We start from the raw sequence: 15337 nt of genomic DNA, 5'->3' as shown, positions 1-15337 counted from the left end.
TTACTTAAGTACCGGAATCCCTGCAAAGATGCTAGGGATACTTTGCGGGGGTACTTTGTCTGATGCTTCGTCTGGTTCTCCTTACCCCTCGCTGCGCTTTGTTGCACGTGGAGTTTTATAAAGCCAGGCAACTAAGTATGAAATGTCAGACAGTCAATGCTGTCTGACACGGCACTCCCAATAGCTCACTACTTTCCCTTATAGTCAGGGAACCGACCGTCTCTGCACAAAAGCAGGGAGGGCGCTTAAAAAGCATACTTAAAGTATAAAAGCCGGCCTTTCGTGGTATCATTCAGCCGGATACAGGCCAAAAGTATAGCAAGGCAGCAGCCTATATGCCTGAACAGCATCAGCCAGGTACATTAGCTGCTGCCATCTCAGCTCGCCCATACCTGCTGCTTCCCTGCTTAAGCCATAGCATCGCCTTATACTTCGGGCCTTAATCGGAATAAAAAAACATCTTTATTGGAATATAATTAAAAAGGCCTTACTTTGCCATCATGCAACCTATGAGCAACCACCTGTTTTCTACCATTACCAATACGACCACCGGGATCATTACGATTACCGGCACAACAGGCTATTGCACATGGGGAAAAGAATATGACAGCAGTATGAGTTAAAATAACCATATCATAAACTGCAAAAAAGCCTTCCTCAGAAACGGGGAAGGCTTTTTTGTTTTAACCCCTGTACAACATGAAAATCCTGAAATTCGGAGGCACCTCGGTTGGCTCGGCGCAGTCGATCAGCACACTGGTGCAACTAGTAAAAGAGCAACAACAAAGAGGCGAGCCAGTTGCCCTGGTTTGCTCCGCCCTGAGTGGCGTAACCAACACGCTGCTGCAGCTTGTGACGGAGGCAGCGGCAGGAAAAGAGTTTGGAACCGGGCTGAAAACGATTGAGGACCGCCACTTTGAGCTTGTAAAGGAATTGCTGGAGGTAAAGCATCAGAACATTGCCTTGCTGGGTCTCCGGCTATACTTTAATGAACTGGAGGAAATCCTGGCTGGGATAAAAGCATTGGGAGAAGCCTCTCCACGAACCAGCGACCGGCTGGTTGCCTACGGCGAACTGTGCTCTAACTATACGGTGGCGCATGTGCTGAGGCAACACGGCGTCAATGCGGTTTTTGCCGATGCCAGGCAACTTATCAAAACAGACAGCAATTACGGCAGAGTCACCGTTGATGAGGCGCGCACATATGAGTTGGTGCGGGCGTACTTCAGCCAACTTAGCGGGGCAATACCGGTTATCACAGGATTTATCGCCTCCGACCACCAGGGCAACACCACTACTCTGGGCCGCGGCGGCTCCGATTATACTGCCGCCCTGGTAGGTGCCGCCGTGGGCGCCGACGAAGTACAGATCTGGACCGATGTGGACGGCTTTATGACAGCAGATCCACGGCTGGTAAAAAAGGCTTTCCCGCTCAAACAGCTGTCTTACAACGAGGCCATCGAGCTGTCTTACTTTGGCGCCAAGGTGGTGCACCCGCCTACCATGCTTCCGGCCATTGCCCGTAAGATCCCGATCGTGGTGAAAAACACCTTCAACCCATCCTTTGCAGGAACCGCCATCGGTGCGCAGTCCTCCGTGAATGGCTCGTTGGTGAAGGGCATCACCTCCATACCTGCTGTAAGCCTACTGACTGTACAGGGTGGCGGGATGGTGGGGTACAAGGGCTTTAGCGGCCGGCTGTTCAGCGCCCTGGCGCAGGTAGGTGTTAACGTCATCCTGATCACACAGGCCAGCTCGGAGCACAGTATCACGCTGGCTGTATCGCCAAAGGATGCCCCTGTTGCCAGAAAGGCCCTCGAAGCGGAGTTCAGGTATGAATTGCTGGCGGGTAAGCTTTCCCCACCTTCCGTTGAGGAAGGGTACAGCGTGATGGCAGTGGTTGGCGAGAACATGAAACAGGCTATCGGCTTATCGGGCAAGCTCTTCAGTGCCCTCGGGCGCAGCGGCGTGAACGTAAGCGCTATTGCACAGGGCTCCTCCGAACTTAATATTTCGGTGGTGGTGAGCAGTGAAGATATCTCCAAGGCACTTAACTCCGTGCATGATGCGCTGTTTCTGTCACCTCTGAAAACGCTGAACGTGTACTGCTGCGGCACCGGCAACATCGGCGCTACATTGCTTAGGCAGTTGGAGCAGCACCAGGAGCACTTGCAGGCCAGCCGGCACCTGAAGGTTAACTTGGTAGGGGTATGCAACAGCAGAAGTATGCTCTGGAACCGCGACGGCATCAGCCTGAAAGACTGGCAGGATGAGCTCGTGGAACATGGGGAGCAGGCCAGCCTGGAGCGTTTCCTGGAACAGGCGGTATCGCTCAACCTGCCCAACTCCGTCTTTATCGACAATACAGGCAGCGCCGATGTGGCTGGTACTTACAGGCAACTGTTTAAGCAAAGCTTTTCAGTGGTGACCTGCAACAAGATCCGCAACTGCGGCACCTTTTCTGACTACTACAAAGACAAGCAGGCAGTACGCAAGTATGGCGTGGACTACCTCTTTGAGACGAACGTTGGTGCGGGGCTGCCGATCATCAAGACGCTGCACGACCTGCTCATCAGCGGAGACCAGGTGCTGAAGATCGAAGCCATACTTTCCGGCACCATCTCTTACATTTTCAACGAGTACAAAGGCGACAGAACGTTTGCAGAAGTAGTGCGGGAGGCACAGCAGAAAGGCTTTACCGAGCCAGACCCGCGCGATGACCTCAGCGGGCTGGACTTCGCCCGGAAAATGCTGATCCTGGCCCGCGAAACAGGGTTGCCGGTAGAGCTGCAGGATGTGCAGATAGAGCCCATCCTTCCGGAGAGTTGCATTGCGGCCCCCACGGTAGAGGCTTTTTACCAGGAGCTGGAGAAATCGGAGCCATACTTTTCCCGGTTGAAAGAAGAGGCTACTGCCACAGGAAAGGCGCTGCGCTACATTGGTTCGCTGGAGGAAGGGAAGGTAAAGGTAGAGCTGGTCATGGCTGGTCCTCAGCATCCCTTCTACAGCCTTTCCGGCAGCGACAACATCATCTCCTTTACCACCGACCGCTATCGCCTCAACCCGATGGTGATCAAAGGACCCGGAGCGGGAGCCGAGGTAACTGCGGCTGGCGTGCTGGCAGATCTGGTCCGGGTGGCAGCCCATTAACTAAAATGATATTCAATTATGAGATCAATAAAAGTATTTGCACCGGCCACCGTAGCCAACCTGAGCTGCGGCTATGATGTACTGGGCCTTGCCGTAAATGCGCCAGGTGATGAAGTGATCATGCACCTGAACGACAGCAGCCAGGTGACGCTGGATGTGCTGGAGGGAGACGAGGGCCGGCTGCCCCGCGAACCCGAAAAGAACACGGTGAGCGCTGTGGTGATCGATTACCTCCGGCATCTAGGTATTGCGCAGGGAGTAAGTATAGAGCTGTACAAAAATATGCCCTTTGGCAGCGGCCTGGGCTCCAGTTCTGCCAGTGCTGTGGCCGGCCTGGTAGCGATCAATGAGCTGATGGGCCAGCCCCTGACAAGAGAACAGCTCCTGCCTTTCGCCATGGAAGGGGAAAGACTGGCCTGTGGCAACGCCCACGCCGATAATGTGGCCCCTGCCCTGCTGGGTGGCCTGGTGCTGGTACGCAGCTACAACCCACTGGATGTGGTCCGGCTGCCGGTGCCACACGGGCTGGCCTGCGCGCTGGTGTACCCGCATGTGGAGATCCCGACACGAGAGGCAAGGCAGATCCTGAAGACGCACGTACCGCTCCGGGATGCCGTGACGCAATGGGGTAACGTGGCAGGACTGGTGGCAGGCTTCTGCACCAACGATCTTAGCCTGATCAGCCGGAGCATGCAGGATGTGGTGATCGAGCCGATGCGCGCCATGCTCATTCCCTGCTTTGCTGAACTGCGCCAGCTAGCGCTGGAGCAGCAGGCGCTCGGCTTCGGCATATCCGGCTCGGGTCCTTCCGTGTTTGCGTTGTGCAGCAACAAGGCCGTTGCCCATAACGTGACAGTTGCCCTGGAGGCAAAACTCACCGAGGCGGGCATTGGCAGTACTGTCTTTGTATCGGAGATCAACCTGCAGGGGCCAGTAGTAAAATACGTTCAACCCGTTTCAACCAAAGAATAATGCATTTCAGCAGCACTAGCCAACAAACCACTTCCGTACCTCTGAAACAGGCCGTGTTAAAGGGGCTGGCCGAGGATGGGGGTTTATACATGCCCGCGTCTATACCTGTGCTCCCGGCTTCTTTTTTTGAGCAACTACACCAGCTGTCCCTGCCGGAAATAGCCTTCACGGTAGCATCCGCTTTTCTGCTGGAAGATGTTCCTGCGCATGTACTTAAACCCTTGGTGGAGGAAACCCTGAACTTTGAGATCCCGCTGGTGGAAGTGGAAAAGGATGTTTACAGCCTGGAGCTGTTCCACGGCCCCACGATGGCGTTCAAGGATGTGGGAGCCCGCTTTATGTCGCGCCTGATGGCCTACTTCACCCAAGACAAAAGCGGAGAGATGAAGGTGATCGTGGCTACCTCTGGCGACACGGGTAGCGCGGTGGCCGCTGGTTTTCACAACGTGCCGGGTATACAGGTATACATTCTTTTTCCAAAAGGGAAGGTAAGCCCGTTGCAGCAGAAACAACTGACCACGTGGGGCGATAACATCACGGCCATTGAGGTAGAAGGCACCTTCGACGACTGCCAGCAATTAGCCAAACAGGCCCTGGCAGATAAAGAGCTGAACCGGCAAGGCCGGATTACCTCGGCCAACAGCATCAACATTGCCCGGCTCATCCCGCAGTCGTTCTATTACTTTTATGCGTATGGACAGCTGCAGCAGCAGGGCAAACCCATCGTGTTCAGCGTGCCCAGCGGCAACTTCGGCAACCTGACCGGTGGGCTACTGGCTGCCGCCATGGGCCTGCCGGTACACCGCTTTGTGGCCGCCACCAACGCCAACAATGTCGTGCCGCAGTACCTGCAAACCGGCCTGTACTCTCCCAGGTCATCGGTGCAGACCATCAGCAACGCCATGGACGTGGGCAGCCCCAGCAACTTCGCGCGCATGGAAGCCTTATTTGGAGGGGAGCTTGAGCAGTTCCGCCGCCGCATCGCTGGCTATACTTTTACAGATGAGGAAACCCGGAAAACCATACGGGAGGTGTACCGTCAGCACGGCTACCTGCTGGACCCGCACGGAGCGGTGGCCTATAGCGGAGCCAGGAAATTCCTGGCCGAAGCCCCGGAACCTGCCATTGCCGTCTTTCTGGAAACAGCGCATCCGGCCAAATTCAGGGAAGTGATGGAAGCTACGCTGGGTGAAGCCATTTCCATCCCGGCCAGGCTACAGGAGTTTTCGGAAAAGCAGGAGCACATCGTGCCGATGCAGAACAGGTTTGAAGAGTTGAAAGCTATACTTTCCCAGGCCTAAGCCGGATTTAAATCTATGGTGATTACCTTTTCGATTTCGTGGTGAATGTGGGCAGTGTTGTCCTTGCGTAAGAGGCGAATCGAGAGGTGTTGCCTGTAAACAAAAAAGCCCTTATAAGTTTATACTTATAAGGGCTTTTTTTAAGTGATCCCGTTAGGATTCGAACCTAAGACCTACTGCTTAGAAGGCAGTTGCTCTATCCAGCTGAGCTACGAGACCAGCGTTCGTCGGGAGAGCGTTGCTCTACCCTTTAAACAAAAAATTTCGGAATCTCTTCCGAAATTTTTTAGTCGGGGTGGCAGGATTCGAACCTACGACCTCCACATCCCAAATGTGGCGCGATACCGGGCTACGCTACACCCCGAACTATTTTTCGCTTTCAGACTAGCCGTTGTTTAAACTGTTTTATCTGATTGCGATGCAAAGGTAAGTGAAGATTTCAGATTGCAAAAGCTTTTTTTAACTTTTTTTCATCGTCATCTTACAGCGGAGAAGGGGGGATTCGAACCCCCGGTACCGTTACCAGTACGGCAGTTTAGCAAACTGCTGGTTTAAGCCACTCACCCACCTCTCCGTGGAAATCCCTTACTGCTTAAGAGACTGCAAACATACTACATCGATCTGTACAACGCAATACCCTGCCCTAAAATTCCTGTCAAACATTTAACACCCACTGCCCGGCTAAAAGCTAACTCCTTGATACAGCAAAGCTTCTTGCAGGCAGAGTATCAAAAAAAATTACCAGCACCCGGTTTATACTTGCGGCAAAGCCCACAGCGTTGGGAAAGTGAGCCCTTTTAAACTTGTTTATACGTTGGTTTGCGCTGCGCTGCCGCCTGCCAGAGTATGGCTGAGGTTTAGTATATTTGCGGCCGGCATGCGTGGAGCAGCGCCGCTTGCTTATGTAACATGACCTGGTACCAAACCCTTACCTTACTGGAGATCCTGTTCGGCGCAACTTTTTTTGTGCTGTACGTGGGCTATCTGCTGCGTGTGCGCAGGGTGGCGCTGTTTTTTAAACAGCGGCCTCACCAGGTTTGGTTTAAGTTCCTGCTGCGCCACCTCTACCTCTTTCTGCTCATCATCGCCATACTTGGCCCCTCTTTTGGGGCTATGAAAAAAGAGATCCGGACCATTGGCAAAGACCTCTATGTCGCTGTGGACCTCTCCCAGTCCATGAACGTTGCGGATGTGCAGCCCTCACGGCTGGAGCAGGCAAAACACGTCACGCAGCGTCTCATCAGCCGCTTCAACTCCGATCGCATCGGCTTGATAGTCTTCTCCAACGAGGCCTATATACAAAGCCCCCTCACCTTCGACCAGAACGCCCTGCTGCTGCATACCCAAACGCTCCGCACCGGCCTGCTCCCCCACTCCGGCACCGATTATGCCCCGGTGCTGCAACTGGCGCTGGACAAGCTACGACAAAAGTCTAATACCACCGAGGAGGAGCAAAAGGCACGGGTGCTGGTGCTGATAAGCGACGGTGAGGATTTTGGCGGCGACGTAAAGGAACTGGCGGAGCAGCTTCGGGAGGAGAACATCCGGGTTTATACGCTGGGGATCGGAACCACCGATGGCGGCCGCATACCCGTGGAACAGGCCTACAAAACAGACAGCGAGGGCAACGAGGTGATCTCCCGCTTAAATCCCGAACCCCTGGTGCAATTGGCGGAACTGACCGGCGGAACATACTTTGAGGTGAACGGGCGGGTGAGCGAGGTGAGCAAGCTCATCAGCACCATCAATAAAATTGAGGGGGAGCTGCGCGAGAGCAAGACCATAGACGTGACGGCCAATAAGTATATTTACCCCCTGGCGCTGGCGCTGTTCCTGATCCTGCTCGATATCCTGATCACCATTAAACTTATCCGGATATGAAGGCGATAGCCATGGCAGCCATACTTCTCGCCAGCCTTTTTAGCGGCGGCATATCCATCATCACGCGCATTAACCAGCATGCCGAAGAGGCGGCCACGGCCTATCATCGCAAAGACTATATCGAGGCCATCGCTTCCTACAATTTCCTGCTGGATGACCTGGAGGTGGATGATGACCAGCTGCGCCTGAACCTGGCCCACTCCTATTACCAGGCGGGCCTGCTGCAACAGGCAACCGCTGCCTACCAGTACCTGGCCGACCACCCCACGCCGCACCTGCGCGCGCTGGCGCACCTGCAACTGGGCAATATCCACACGAAGCAGAAGAAGTATAAACGGGCCCTCTCGCTCTACAAACTGGCCTTGGTGGCGGAGCCCGGCAACGACGCGGCCCGGTATAATTTTGAGCTCCTGAAAAAATTTCTGACACTGCACCCCGAGGCCGCCGAGGAACAGGAAGCACCGGAGCAACAGTCCACCGCTGAGCAGGAGCAACAACCGCCGCCCGCAGAGGAGGACCTGGAGCCGCAGCCCAAGAAGAAACCCGACGAGCAAGGCGAACAGCAGGAAACCGACAAGCCATCGCCAGGCCAGGATGGCCAGCAACAGCAAGCGGGGCGCAGCGAAGAGCAGCAGGGAGACCAGGAGCGGGAGAAGGCCGCTGGTGAGGCAAATGGCGACACAGAGGGATTGCAGTTCAACAACCTTTTCGATAAGAGCGGCCAGCAGCACAGGGGCAGTTCGGAGGAGGTGTCGGAGGAGGACCAGCAGGCGCAGATGCGACGCGCCAGGCTGCGCCAGGCCAACATGAGCCCCGAGAAAGCCAGGATCTTGCTTGATGCCATGCGCAATGCCGAACTGCAGTACATACAGCAGCTCCCCAAAAAGCCGACCCGCGAGCCAGAACCCGGCAAGCCGGATTGGTAAGTATGGAGGTGGAGGTACTTCTGCTGATTTCTTTTATCCCCTCTTGCTTATTACAAACCAATCGGTGTATTTTACGTTTGCCAAAGTATAAAGTATAAGCACCACCCATGAGCAAGGCAGACCGGACACGGCAACTGATTGTAGAGAAATCGGCCCACCTTTTTAACCAGAAAGGATACGCCGGCACCTCGATGCAGGATATCATGGCGGCTACCGGGCTCACCAAGGGCGGAATCTACGGCCACTTCGAGAGTAAAGAGGAGATTGCCCTGCAGGCTTTTGAGCACGCGGCTGCTCTCCTGCTGCAACTACTCAGCGACAGCATCACGCCTCATACTTCTGCCACAAAAAAGCTGGAGGCGCTCCTTGCCTTCTACAAAACATACTTGTACGCCCCACCCATCCAGGGAGGCTGCCCCGTACTGAACACTTCGGTAGAGGCTGACGACACCAACCCGCTTCTTAGGGCCGGTGTGGTGAGGGTGCTGAACAAACTGCACAAGTCGGTTGCCAACATCGTGCGGCTGGGCATGGCCCAGGGGGAATTCAGGACGGATGCGGATGCGGAGCGTTTCGCCATACTTTTTGTAAGTATGATTGAGGGTGGCGTGATGGTGTCGAAAGCCTACGGGGAGGTAAAGTACCTGCACACCGTGCTCGGCCACCTGCAGCAACTCATACAACAGGAACTGGAAGTATAATTTTTTTGCCCAAATACAAACCGATCGGTCTTTTATAGTTACACCACTTAATACCTACACCTATGCAAGAAGCAACAAGTATCGCCAAGCAACTGGAGAGCAAGGCCCGCATCCGTTTTGAGGACTGCGACCCCTTCGGGCACCTGAACAACGGCCGCTACATCGATTATTTCATGAACGCCCGGGAGGATCAGCTTCGGGACAATTATCAGCTGGATATTTACGCCCACATGCAGCAAACCGGCAATGTGTGGGTGGTAGCGTCCAGCCAGGTAGCCTATCTGCAGGAAGTAAAAATGAACGAAGAAGTCATCGTCCGGACCAACCTGCGCTGGTTTACCGAATCCGACTTGTTTATGGAGGGGATGATGCTGGACCCTGACATAGGCCGCGTAAAGGCGGTGGTATGGTTACGTTTTGCGTACCTGAATGTGCGCAAGTCCGTAAAGGCCAGCCATGAGCCGCAGCTGATGGAGCTGTTCCGGGCCGCCGCCGTGATAGGGAACGGAAGGCCTGACCAGTATTTTGAACAGCGCGTAAAGGAGCTGCGATCGTCTTCCGTGGAAGTATAAGCAAAACCGAAAGCCAGCCTGGCGCTCCCCGCGCCAAAGCATTCAGCTGCCTTTCCTGCTGAACTTTGCCCGCTCGGGGTTGTTTAATTTTCAGGAATACACAGGTAGGAATTAAACCTTCGCCCACCTGATCCATCCAAACAATCCCTTACTACCTATACAACTATGAAAGAGCAACTGAGACAGGTGCTGGAGGTGCTGAACCTTGCCGAGAAACTGAAGTATGAACTGCGCCACAGCTGGCTCTCCAACGGCCGGCAGGAGAGCGTGGCCGAGCATACCTGGCGCATGTCGCTGATGGTGGTGCTGCTGGAGCCTTACCTGGACCACGAGATAGAGGTGGCCCGCACCCTGAAGATGGTCATCATCCACGACCTGGTGGAAGCGGAGGCTGGCGATGTGCCGGCATTTGAGGTGAACACCCCTGAGCTAAAGGAACAGAAGCGTCGGCGAGAGCTGCAGGCCATCGAGAACCTGCGCCATACCTTGGGCAACGGCCTGGGCCAGCACGTGTATGAGCTCTGGCATGAGTTTGAGGATAAGCTTACCTATGAGGCCCGCGTGGCCAATGCCCTGGACAAACTAGAGGTGCGCCTACAGCACAACAACGCCGATATCAGCACCTGGCTGGAGGTGGAGCAGGAGTCTGTTTTCCTGATGGGCCAGCACACCGAGTTCGACGCTTGCCTGCACCAGCTGAAGGAACTGATAGAGGCACAGGCGGTGCAGAAGATGGAGACGGCCGGCATAAGCGTGGCTGCCGTAAAGCAGCGGCTCATATCCAAACCACAGATCGCCGTCTAAACCAACGTACCTGCAACACGCAGCACCGCATTTTTGCCATGCATTTCGTAGTGGAAATGAGTACCTTTGTCTTAACAAACGGAAGGAGGGATTTCCATGCTAAGCCAAGGCTCAAAACTCTACAGTATCCTGAATTACAAGTGCCCCAGATGCCACAAGGGAGATTTGTTCATCCATAAGGGCTGGAGCTACACCAGGTTCAGCGAAATGCCTGAAGAGTGCCCCTGCTGCCACCAACGCTACGAGCCCGAGCCGGGCTTTTACTACGGTGCCATGTACGTGAGCTACGGCATCACCACGGGCATGCTGATCGCGATCCTGGTTGCCCTGAACGTGCTGCTGGAGGAGGTGACCATGCCATGGTTCCTGGGCTCCCTGATTGTTACGCTGCTGCTTTTCTACCCGTTCATTTTCCGGATGTCGCGGGCGATCTGGTTTAACTTTTTCGTGCACTACGACAAGGATGTAGCTGCCTCGGCACAGTGTCAATAAACGCTTCTGGTGTACCTGATGCCTTGGCATCGCATGGCTGGTTTTCTTATAATTTAATGTCCGGGGTGAAGGCCACCTCCAGCACAAAACCGTTTGGATCGCGGAAATCTACCGTGTAGTACTCGGGCGTATACTGCAGCATGGGTTGCGGCCCCCGGATGATGTCGGCGTTTATACTTTGCAGCCACGCTCCCACCCTATCCACCACCTCGCGGCTGGGCGCATGGAAATAAATGTGGCGCACCCCCAGGCTATCGTGCAGCTGCACCGGCATCTGCTTAAAGTATACTTCATGCAGGCCGCAGCTAAAGGAGGTTTTATTCAGTTCATACCACCCGATCAGCGGAAACAGTTCTCTGTAAAAGGCAAGCGACTCCTCCAGGTCCTTCACCCAAAACTCCAGGTGGTTTATCCCCACGCCATACTTATACTTCATCGGTTTATGATGTCAGGTTGATGCCTGCGAAAGTATAGATTTTTGCGGCAGATGCAGCAGTTTATACTTCCCTCTCCTCAGATTTATACTTATACTTGCCACATGCAACACCAGGAACATTACCAGCGGCTGGAGCGGCTTTACCAGCAGGCAAAAGTACAGGAGCTGTTCAGTGGCAGCAGCATACAGGTTAGCCACAGCCGCGCCGAGATCACCTTACCGGTTCAGGACAAATACTTCCATGGGGCCAATGCCCTGCATGGCGCGGTATACTTTAAGCTGCTCGATGATGCTGCCTATTTTGCCGTGGCCTCCGTGGTGCGTGATGTATTTATCGTCACCGCCTCTTTCCAACTGAACCTGGTGCGCCCCGTAGCCGGCGGAGAGTTGAAAGCGGTGGGTACCCTGCGCTCCCAAAGCAAGAACCTGTTTATTGCGGAAGCCACGCTTTACAACGAACGCGGCAAAGAAGTTGCCTTCGGCACCGGCCAGTTTGTGCGCACTACCCAACCGCTGGAGAGCCTGCAGGGATACGTTTAAGTTAGAGAGTTGGAGAGTTAGAGAGTTTGGGAGTGGTAAAGACGTAATACCTTGCGTCTTTGTAGTTAGAAAGTTAAAAGGTTAGAAAGTATGAAATCATACTTTGGCTTAGTGCCCTCGCCCGCCTCCGGCGCGCGTGAGTTATCAAGTGGCGTCTCGCCACGTTACGCTGCAAGTATAAAACTCAAATTGCGATTAACCCACCCCTGCCTCTCCCAGGAGGGGAATATTGCAAAAGAGTAGGTGATTCCCCTCCTCAGAGGGGTTAGGGGTGGGTTTACACCTGCACTGCATGAGTAAATCGAAACTTGGGAAAGAAAGTATAAATTCAAGTATAAAGTATAAACCGAAGCGGCCTGGCCTAAGGCTTTGGGAAAGCGCACGCACCAGAGGCGGGCGAGGGCTGTGTAAAGAATGATCCTCCAAAGTATAAAATCATACTTCAGACTAACATAAAAAAACGGGAGCAAGTATAACCTGCTCCCGTTTCTCATTTACCTAAAGTATAAATATTACTCCTTTGCCTCTCCGGCTACCTCAGGCTCCCGTACCAGCTCCAGGCCGTAGTCTTTGCCTTTGATAACCGATGGCACGCCCTGCTCCATCCATTTCGGGGCCGGAGCTCCTTTCAGGTAGTGGTCAAAGAACTGCGACAGGCGCACCGACAGGTCCTTGCGGTTCTTGCGCTGCATCAGGTTGTGCTCCTCGCCGTTGTACACCAGCATCCAGACAGGCTTGTTCAGGCGGCGCAGTGCCATAAAGTACTCAATGCCCTGGTACCACGGCACGGCACCGTCGTTGTCATTGTGCATGATCAGCAGCGGCGTCTGCACGCGGTCGGCAAAGAAGAGCGGCGAATTCTCGATGAACTGCATCGGTTTCTCCCACAGCGTACCGCCGATGCGGCTCTGCGTGCGCTCGTACTGGAACTGGCGGCTCAGGCCAGTGCCCCAGCGGATGCCGCCATAGGCACTCGTCATGTTGGAAACCGGCGCGCCGGCCATGGCAGCCTTAAACAAATTCGTGCGGGTAACCATGTAAGCGATCTGGTAACCGCCCCAGCTCTGGCCCTGCAGCGCCATGTTTTTGTCATCCACAAAGCCCTGCTGCACCAGCATTTGTACACCTGGTATAATGCAGTCCATGGCGCTCTCGCCCGGGTAGCCATCCTGGTAAACGATGTCCGGCACGAACACCAGGTAATCGTTGCTCACAAACAGCGGAATATTGATGGTGGACGCACTTGGCGCCGGCACGCGGTGGTTGTGTATGCCGTCTGAGGAGCGCTCATAAAAGTATACCATCATCGGGTACTTCTTATTCGGGTCGAAATTTTCGGGCTTGTAGAGCAGGCCCTGCAGCGGAATACCGTCCGTGGACTTCCAGTTCACCAGCTCCACCGTGCCCCACTTATACTCCGCGGCCTGCGGGTTGGCATCCGTCAGTCTCTCCACGTTGGCAAAGTTCAGGTCCGAAGTATACAGGTCGTTGTAGTTCCTGAAATCGCCGCGGCGGAAGGTAACCAGCTTGTCGTCCTTCGCTTTGCTCAGCGAAGAATAACCATGATCGGAACTGATAAGTTGCTCCGGCTTCGCGTCTTTGTTTACGTACTCCTTGTAGTAGCCGTCAGCCTTGGTTAGGGTGTTAAAACCGCTCAGGTACAGCTCGGCGTTGGCAGGTATAAACTTCTCCTCCGGGTCCAGCTTCTCGTAGCGCAGGCGCAGGTTGTTCTGGCGTCCATAGGTATCCGTCAGGTTCACAGGGGCCTTTTTGCCCGATGGGTCCAGCTTCCAGATATCGTGCCTGTCGTACACCAGCAGGTGGCTGTCGTTCTCTACCCAGCCGCCAAAACCATAGTCGTCCGGCAGCATCGGCATATCGAAATCTTCATCATAGAAGGCCACATCTACTTTTTTGGTCAGGTTGATGTTGGCGCCTCCCCTGGTGCTCATGGCGTGCCAGCTGCTGTCCACCGGCTCGTACCAGTATACATACTTGCCCATCGGCGAGAGGCGCGGGTTGCCCCTCGACTCCGTGAGCACCTGTTTGGTCGTTCCTTTCTTCAGGTCGATCAGGTAAGCATCCTTGCGGGTGGGGGTGTCGTACCCGATCGTGATTTTATACTTCTCGTCGCTCACGCCCAGCGCCACATCGCCTGTTTTGTAGGCATCCAGGTACACATCCGGCATCTCCAGGGTGGCCAGCTGCTGCATTTTCTCGCCTTTCAGATCGTACATGGCCAGGAAAGAGCGCTTCAGCGTGCGGTCGTTCTGCTTGAGCTGCATGGGCTGGATGAGCGGGTCTTTATAGGTCCAGATATCCAGGCTCACCTTGTCTTCCTCCAGCTGTGTGGTGTCTTTCTCGTAGCGCACCGGGCGCGGGAACGTGCCGAAGAACAGGCGCTTACCATCCTCGGAGAACATCAGGCTGCCGTGCTCGCTCACCATCCAGTCCTGCGGCATGCCTTTGGCCACCGTGTCGGCCAGTACCTGGCTTTCGCGGGATTTGGTGTTCCAGTAGTTCAGGCTGAAGTAGCGGATATCGGCTTTCAGCGTGTCGGCGGTGGCTACGTAGGCCAGTTGGTTTCCGGCCTTGTCGGCGCTGATGCCTTTGTAGGTGACCAGGCCCGTATCGATCGGCATTTCCTTCAGCTCGGAAGTGCTGAAGGCGAATACCCCGGCCTGGTGCAGCGAGTCCAGCTCATCCTTCACGAAGTAGAGCATGTTGCCCTGCTCCGAGAAAATATAATCCACCACACGCGGGAAGCGGTGCTCCTGCCCCGTGCTGAGGTTGCGCAGCACCAGGTCGGTGCCCTTGGCGTCCTTGTTTTTCTTTAGGGTTGATTTCTTTTCCCCGGCTTTTTCCGCGCCTGCTGCGGTAGTGTCTTTCTTAGCCTCCTTCTTCTCCGGCAGCGGTTTTTCCAGGTGGTAGGCCAGCCAGCCGCTCCCCTCCTTCGGCAGCTTGTACGACTGCACACGCGGCACCTTCACCACGCTCATGTCCGCCAGCTTCACTATGGCCAGGGAGTCCTTGGGCAGGTCATCGCCTTTTTTCTTCTTCAGCTTCAGGGCGCGTACTTTCTGGTGCTCCGGCTTTATCTGGAAAATGGCAAAGCGGCTGTCGTTGCTGAAGCTGGCTTTGGAACCGCGGTTATACTTAGCTGTGGCCTTGTTTGCCATGCTGCGGATGTAGAGGTCGCCGTCGCCCTCCTGCGGGTCGATGCTGTAGAGCACGAATTGGCCGTTGTTGGAGATCCTGTCCCCGCTCAATCCATTCCAGCTGTCGTACACCTCGTGGGTAAGCGTTTTTTTAGCTGTTTGCTGTTGCGCCTCGGCCTGCAGCAGCGTCGCGCCAAAGACTACAGCCAGGCATAAAAATTTCTTCATGTTGGGTGAAAAGGTTGGTAAGTAGGTATGCGTTGCGAATAAAGATAAGCATAAACTGCCAAAAGTACAGCCGCTGTTGGGCTTAGACACCTAAAGCTGCCGGAGGTTTAAAGGGGTTAGAGAGTTTGGGAGTTGGGGAGTTTAGGAGTTGGGGAGTTAGAGAGTTAAAAATTTAG

Annotated in this window: 12 protein-coding genes and 3 tRNA genes; 10 read left to right on the top strand and 5 right to left on the bottom strand. The window is 54.7% G+C overall.

Annotated elements, in window-relative coordinates:
• Nucleotides 1-699 precede the first annotated feature (699 nt).
• The 3 genes from thrA to thrC are packed head-to-tail and all read left to right on the top strand — an operon-like array spanning nucleotide 700 to nucleotide 5423.
• Nucleotides 700-3150, top strand: coding sequence for a bifunctional aspartate kinase/homoserine dehydrogenase I (thrA, locus tag A3841_RS09860; protein ID WP_073852154.1), 2451 nt, complete (start codon nucleotides 700-702; stop codon nucleotides 3148-3150).
• A gap of 18 nt (nucleotides 3151-3168) precedes the next feature.
• Nucleotides 3169-4122 (top strand): homoserine kinase, encoded by a 954-nt coding sequence (locus tag A3841_RS09855; RefSeq protein WP_073852153.1) that lies wholly within the window; start codon nucleotides 3169-3171, stop codon nucleotides 4120-4122.
• Nucleotides 4122-5423, top strand: coding sequence for a threonine synthase (gene thrC, locus A3841_RS09850; protein WP_073852152.1), 1302 nt, complete (start codon nucleotides 4122-4124; stop codon nucleotides 5421-5423). The genes A3841_RS09855 and thrC overlap by 1 nt, the downstream gene beginning before the upstream one ends.
• A gap of 145 nt (nucleotides 5424-5568) precedes the next feature.
• Here thrC and A3841_RS09845 read toward each other — a convergent pair.
• The 3 genes from A3841_RS09845 to A3841_RS09835 form a co-directional block, all read right to left on the bottom strand.
• Nucleotides 5569-5642, bottom strand: a tRNA-Arg gene (locus A3841_RS09845).
• 71 nt (nucleotides 5643-5713) lie between these two features.
• Nucleotides 5714-5787, bottom strand: a tRNA-Pro gene (locus A3841_RS09840).
• A gap of 123 nt (nucleotides 5788-5910) precedes the next feature.
• Nucleotides 5911-5997 (bottom strand) — tRNA-Ser (locus tag A3841_RS09835).
• A 335-nt stretch (nucleotides 5998-6332) separates the two neighbouring features.
• Here A3841_RS09835 and A3841_RS09830 point away from each other — a divergent pair.
• From A3841_RS09830 to A3841_RS09805, 6 genes are all read left to right on the top strand, one after another.
• A complete protein-coding gene (locus tag A3841_RS09830; RefSeq protein WP_073852151.1) occupies nucleotides 6333-7304 on the top strand; it encodes a VWA domain-containing protein in 972 nt (323 codons plus the stop codon).
• The gene (locus tag A3841_RS09825) at nucleotides 7301-8230 is read left to right on the top strand and encodes a tetratricopeptide repeat protein (RefSeq protein ID WP_073852150.1); all 930 of its coding nucleotides are present in this window, start codon (nucleotides 7301-7303) and stop codon (nucleotides 8228-8230) included. The genes A3841_RS09830 and A3841_RS09825 overlap by 4 nt, the downstream gene beginning before the upstream one ends.
• 107 nt (nucleotides 8231-8337) lie before the next feature.
• Nucleotides 8338-8931, top strand: a complete 594-nt coding sequence (locus A3841_RS09820; RefSeq protein WP_073852149.1) for a TetR/AcrR family transcriptional regulator — start codon at nucleotides 8338-8340, stop codon at nucleotides 8929-8931.
• Nucleotides 8932-8993: 62 nt separating this feature from the next.
• Complete coding sequence (locus tag A3841_RS09815; protein WP_073852148.1) at nucleotides 8994-9503, top strand: acyl-CoA thioesterase; 510 nt, start codon at nucleotides 8994-8996, stop codon at nucleotides 9501-9503.
• A gap of 165 nt (nucleotides 9504-9668) precedes the next feature.
• Complete coding sequence (locus A3841_RS09810; RefSeq protein WP_073852147.1) at nucleotides 9669-10307, top strand: HD domain-containing protein; 639 nt, start codon at nucleotides 9669-9671, stop codon at nucleotides 10305-10307.
• 165 nt (nucleotides 10308-10472) lie between these two features.
• The gene (locus tag A3841_RS09805) at nucleotides 10473-10799 is read left to right on the top strand and encodes a DUF983 domain-containing protein (protein WP_235861345.1); all 327 of its coding nucleotides are present in this window, start codon (nucleotides 10473-10475) and stop codon (nucleotides 10797-10799) included.
• 46 nt (nucleotides 10800-10845) lie between these two features.
• Here the strand turns inward: A3841_RS09805 and A3841_RS09800 are convergent, their stop codons facing one another.
• Nucleotides 10846-11235: a VOC family protein gene (locus A3841_RS09800; RefSeq protein ID WP_073852145.1), complete on the bottom strand. Its 390-nt coding sequence runs from the start codon at nucleotides 11233-11235 to the stop codon at nucleotides 10846-10848.
• Nucleotides 11236-11286: 51 nt separating this feature from the next.
• Here A3841_RS09800 and A3841_RS09795 point away from each other — a divergent pair, with 51 nt between their 5' ends.
• A complete protein-coding gene (locus tag A3841_RS09795) occupies nucleotides 11287-11775 on the top strand; it encodes a PaaI family thioesterase (protein WP_235861390.1) in 489 nt (162 codons plus the stop codon).
• 512 nt (nucleotides 11776-12287) lie between these two features.
• Here A3841_RS09795 and A3841_RS09785 read toward each other — a convergent pair.
• On the bottom strand, nucleotides 12288-15161 hold the full coding sequence (locus A3841_RS09785) for an alpha/beta hydrolase family protein (protein ID WP_073852142.1): 2874 nt from the start codon (nucleotides 15159-15161) through the stop codon (nucleotides 12288-12290).
• Between the last annotated feature and the right edge of the window lie 176 nt (nucleotides 15162-15337).

Origin of the sequence: Pontibacter flavimaris, from assembly GCF_001907195.1 — a bacterium.
Classification (GTDB): Bacteria; Bacteroidota; Bacteroidia; order Cytophagales; family Hymenobacteraceae; genus Pontibacter; species Pontibacter flavimaris.
Note: the sequence above shows the minus strand (reverse complement) of the source record. Positions and strands in the feature narration are given on the sequence as shown.

What these genes read in the sequence shown, in the direction of transcription:
- thrA (WP_073852154.1), top strand. Translation starts at nt 700, where the DNA reads ATGAAAATCCTGAAATTCGGAGGCACCTCGGTTGGCTCGGCGCAGTCG.
- A3841_RS09855 (WP_073852153.1), top strand. Translation starts at nt 3,169, where the DNA reads ATGAGATCAATAAAAGTATTTGCACCGGCCACCGTAGCCAACCTGAGC.
- thrC (WP_073852152.1), top strand. Translation starts at nt 4,122, where the DNA reads ATGCATTTCAGCAGCACTAGCCAACAAACCACTTCCGTACCTCTGAAA.
- A3841_RS09830 (WP_073852151.1), top strand. Translation starts at nt 6,333, where the DNA reads ATGACCTGGTACCAAACCCTTACCTTACTGGAGATCCTGTTCGGCGCA.
- A3841_RS09825 (WP_073852150.1), top strand. Translation starts at nt 7,301, where the DNA reads ATGAAGGCGATAGCCATGGCAGCCATACTTCTCGCCAGCCTTTTTAGC.
- A3841_RS09820 (WP_073852149.1), top strand. Translation starts at nt 8,338, where the DNA reads ATGAGCAAGGCAGACCGGACACGGCAACTGATTGTAGAGAAATCGGCC.
- A3841_RS09815 (WP_073852148.1), top strand. Translation starts at nt 8,994, where the DNA reads ATGCAAGAAGCAACAAGTATCGCCAAGCAACTGGAGAGCAAGGCCCGC.
- A3841_RS09810 (WP_073852147.1), top strand. Translation starts at nt 9,669, where the DNA reads ATGAAAGAGCAACTGAGACAGGTGCTGGAGGTGCTGAACCTTGCCGAG.
- A3841_RS09800 (WP_073852145.1), bottom strand. Translation starts at nt 11,235, where the DNA reads ATGAAGTATAAGTATGGCGTGGGGATAAACCACCTGGAGTTTTGGGTG.
- A3841_RS09795 (WP_235861390.1), top strand. Translation starts at nt 11,287, where the DNA reads ATGCAGCAGTTTATACTTCCCTCTCCTCAGATTTATACTTATACTTGC.
- A3841_RS09785 (WP_073852142.1), bottom strand. Translation starts at nt 15,161, where the DNA reads ATGAAGAAATTTTTATGCCTGGCTGTAGTCTTTGGCGCGACGCTGCTG.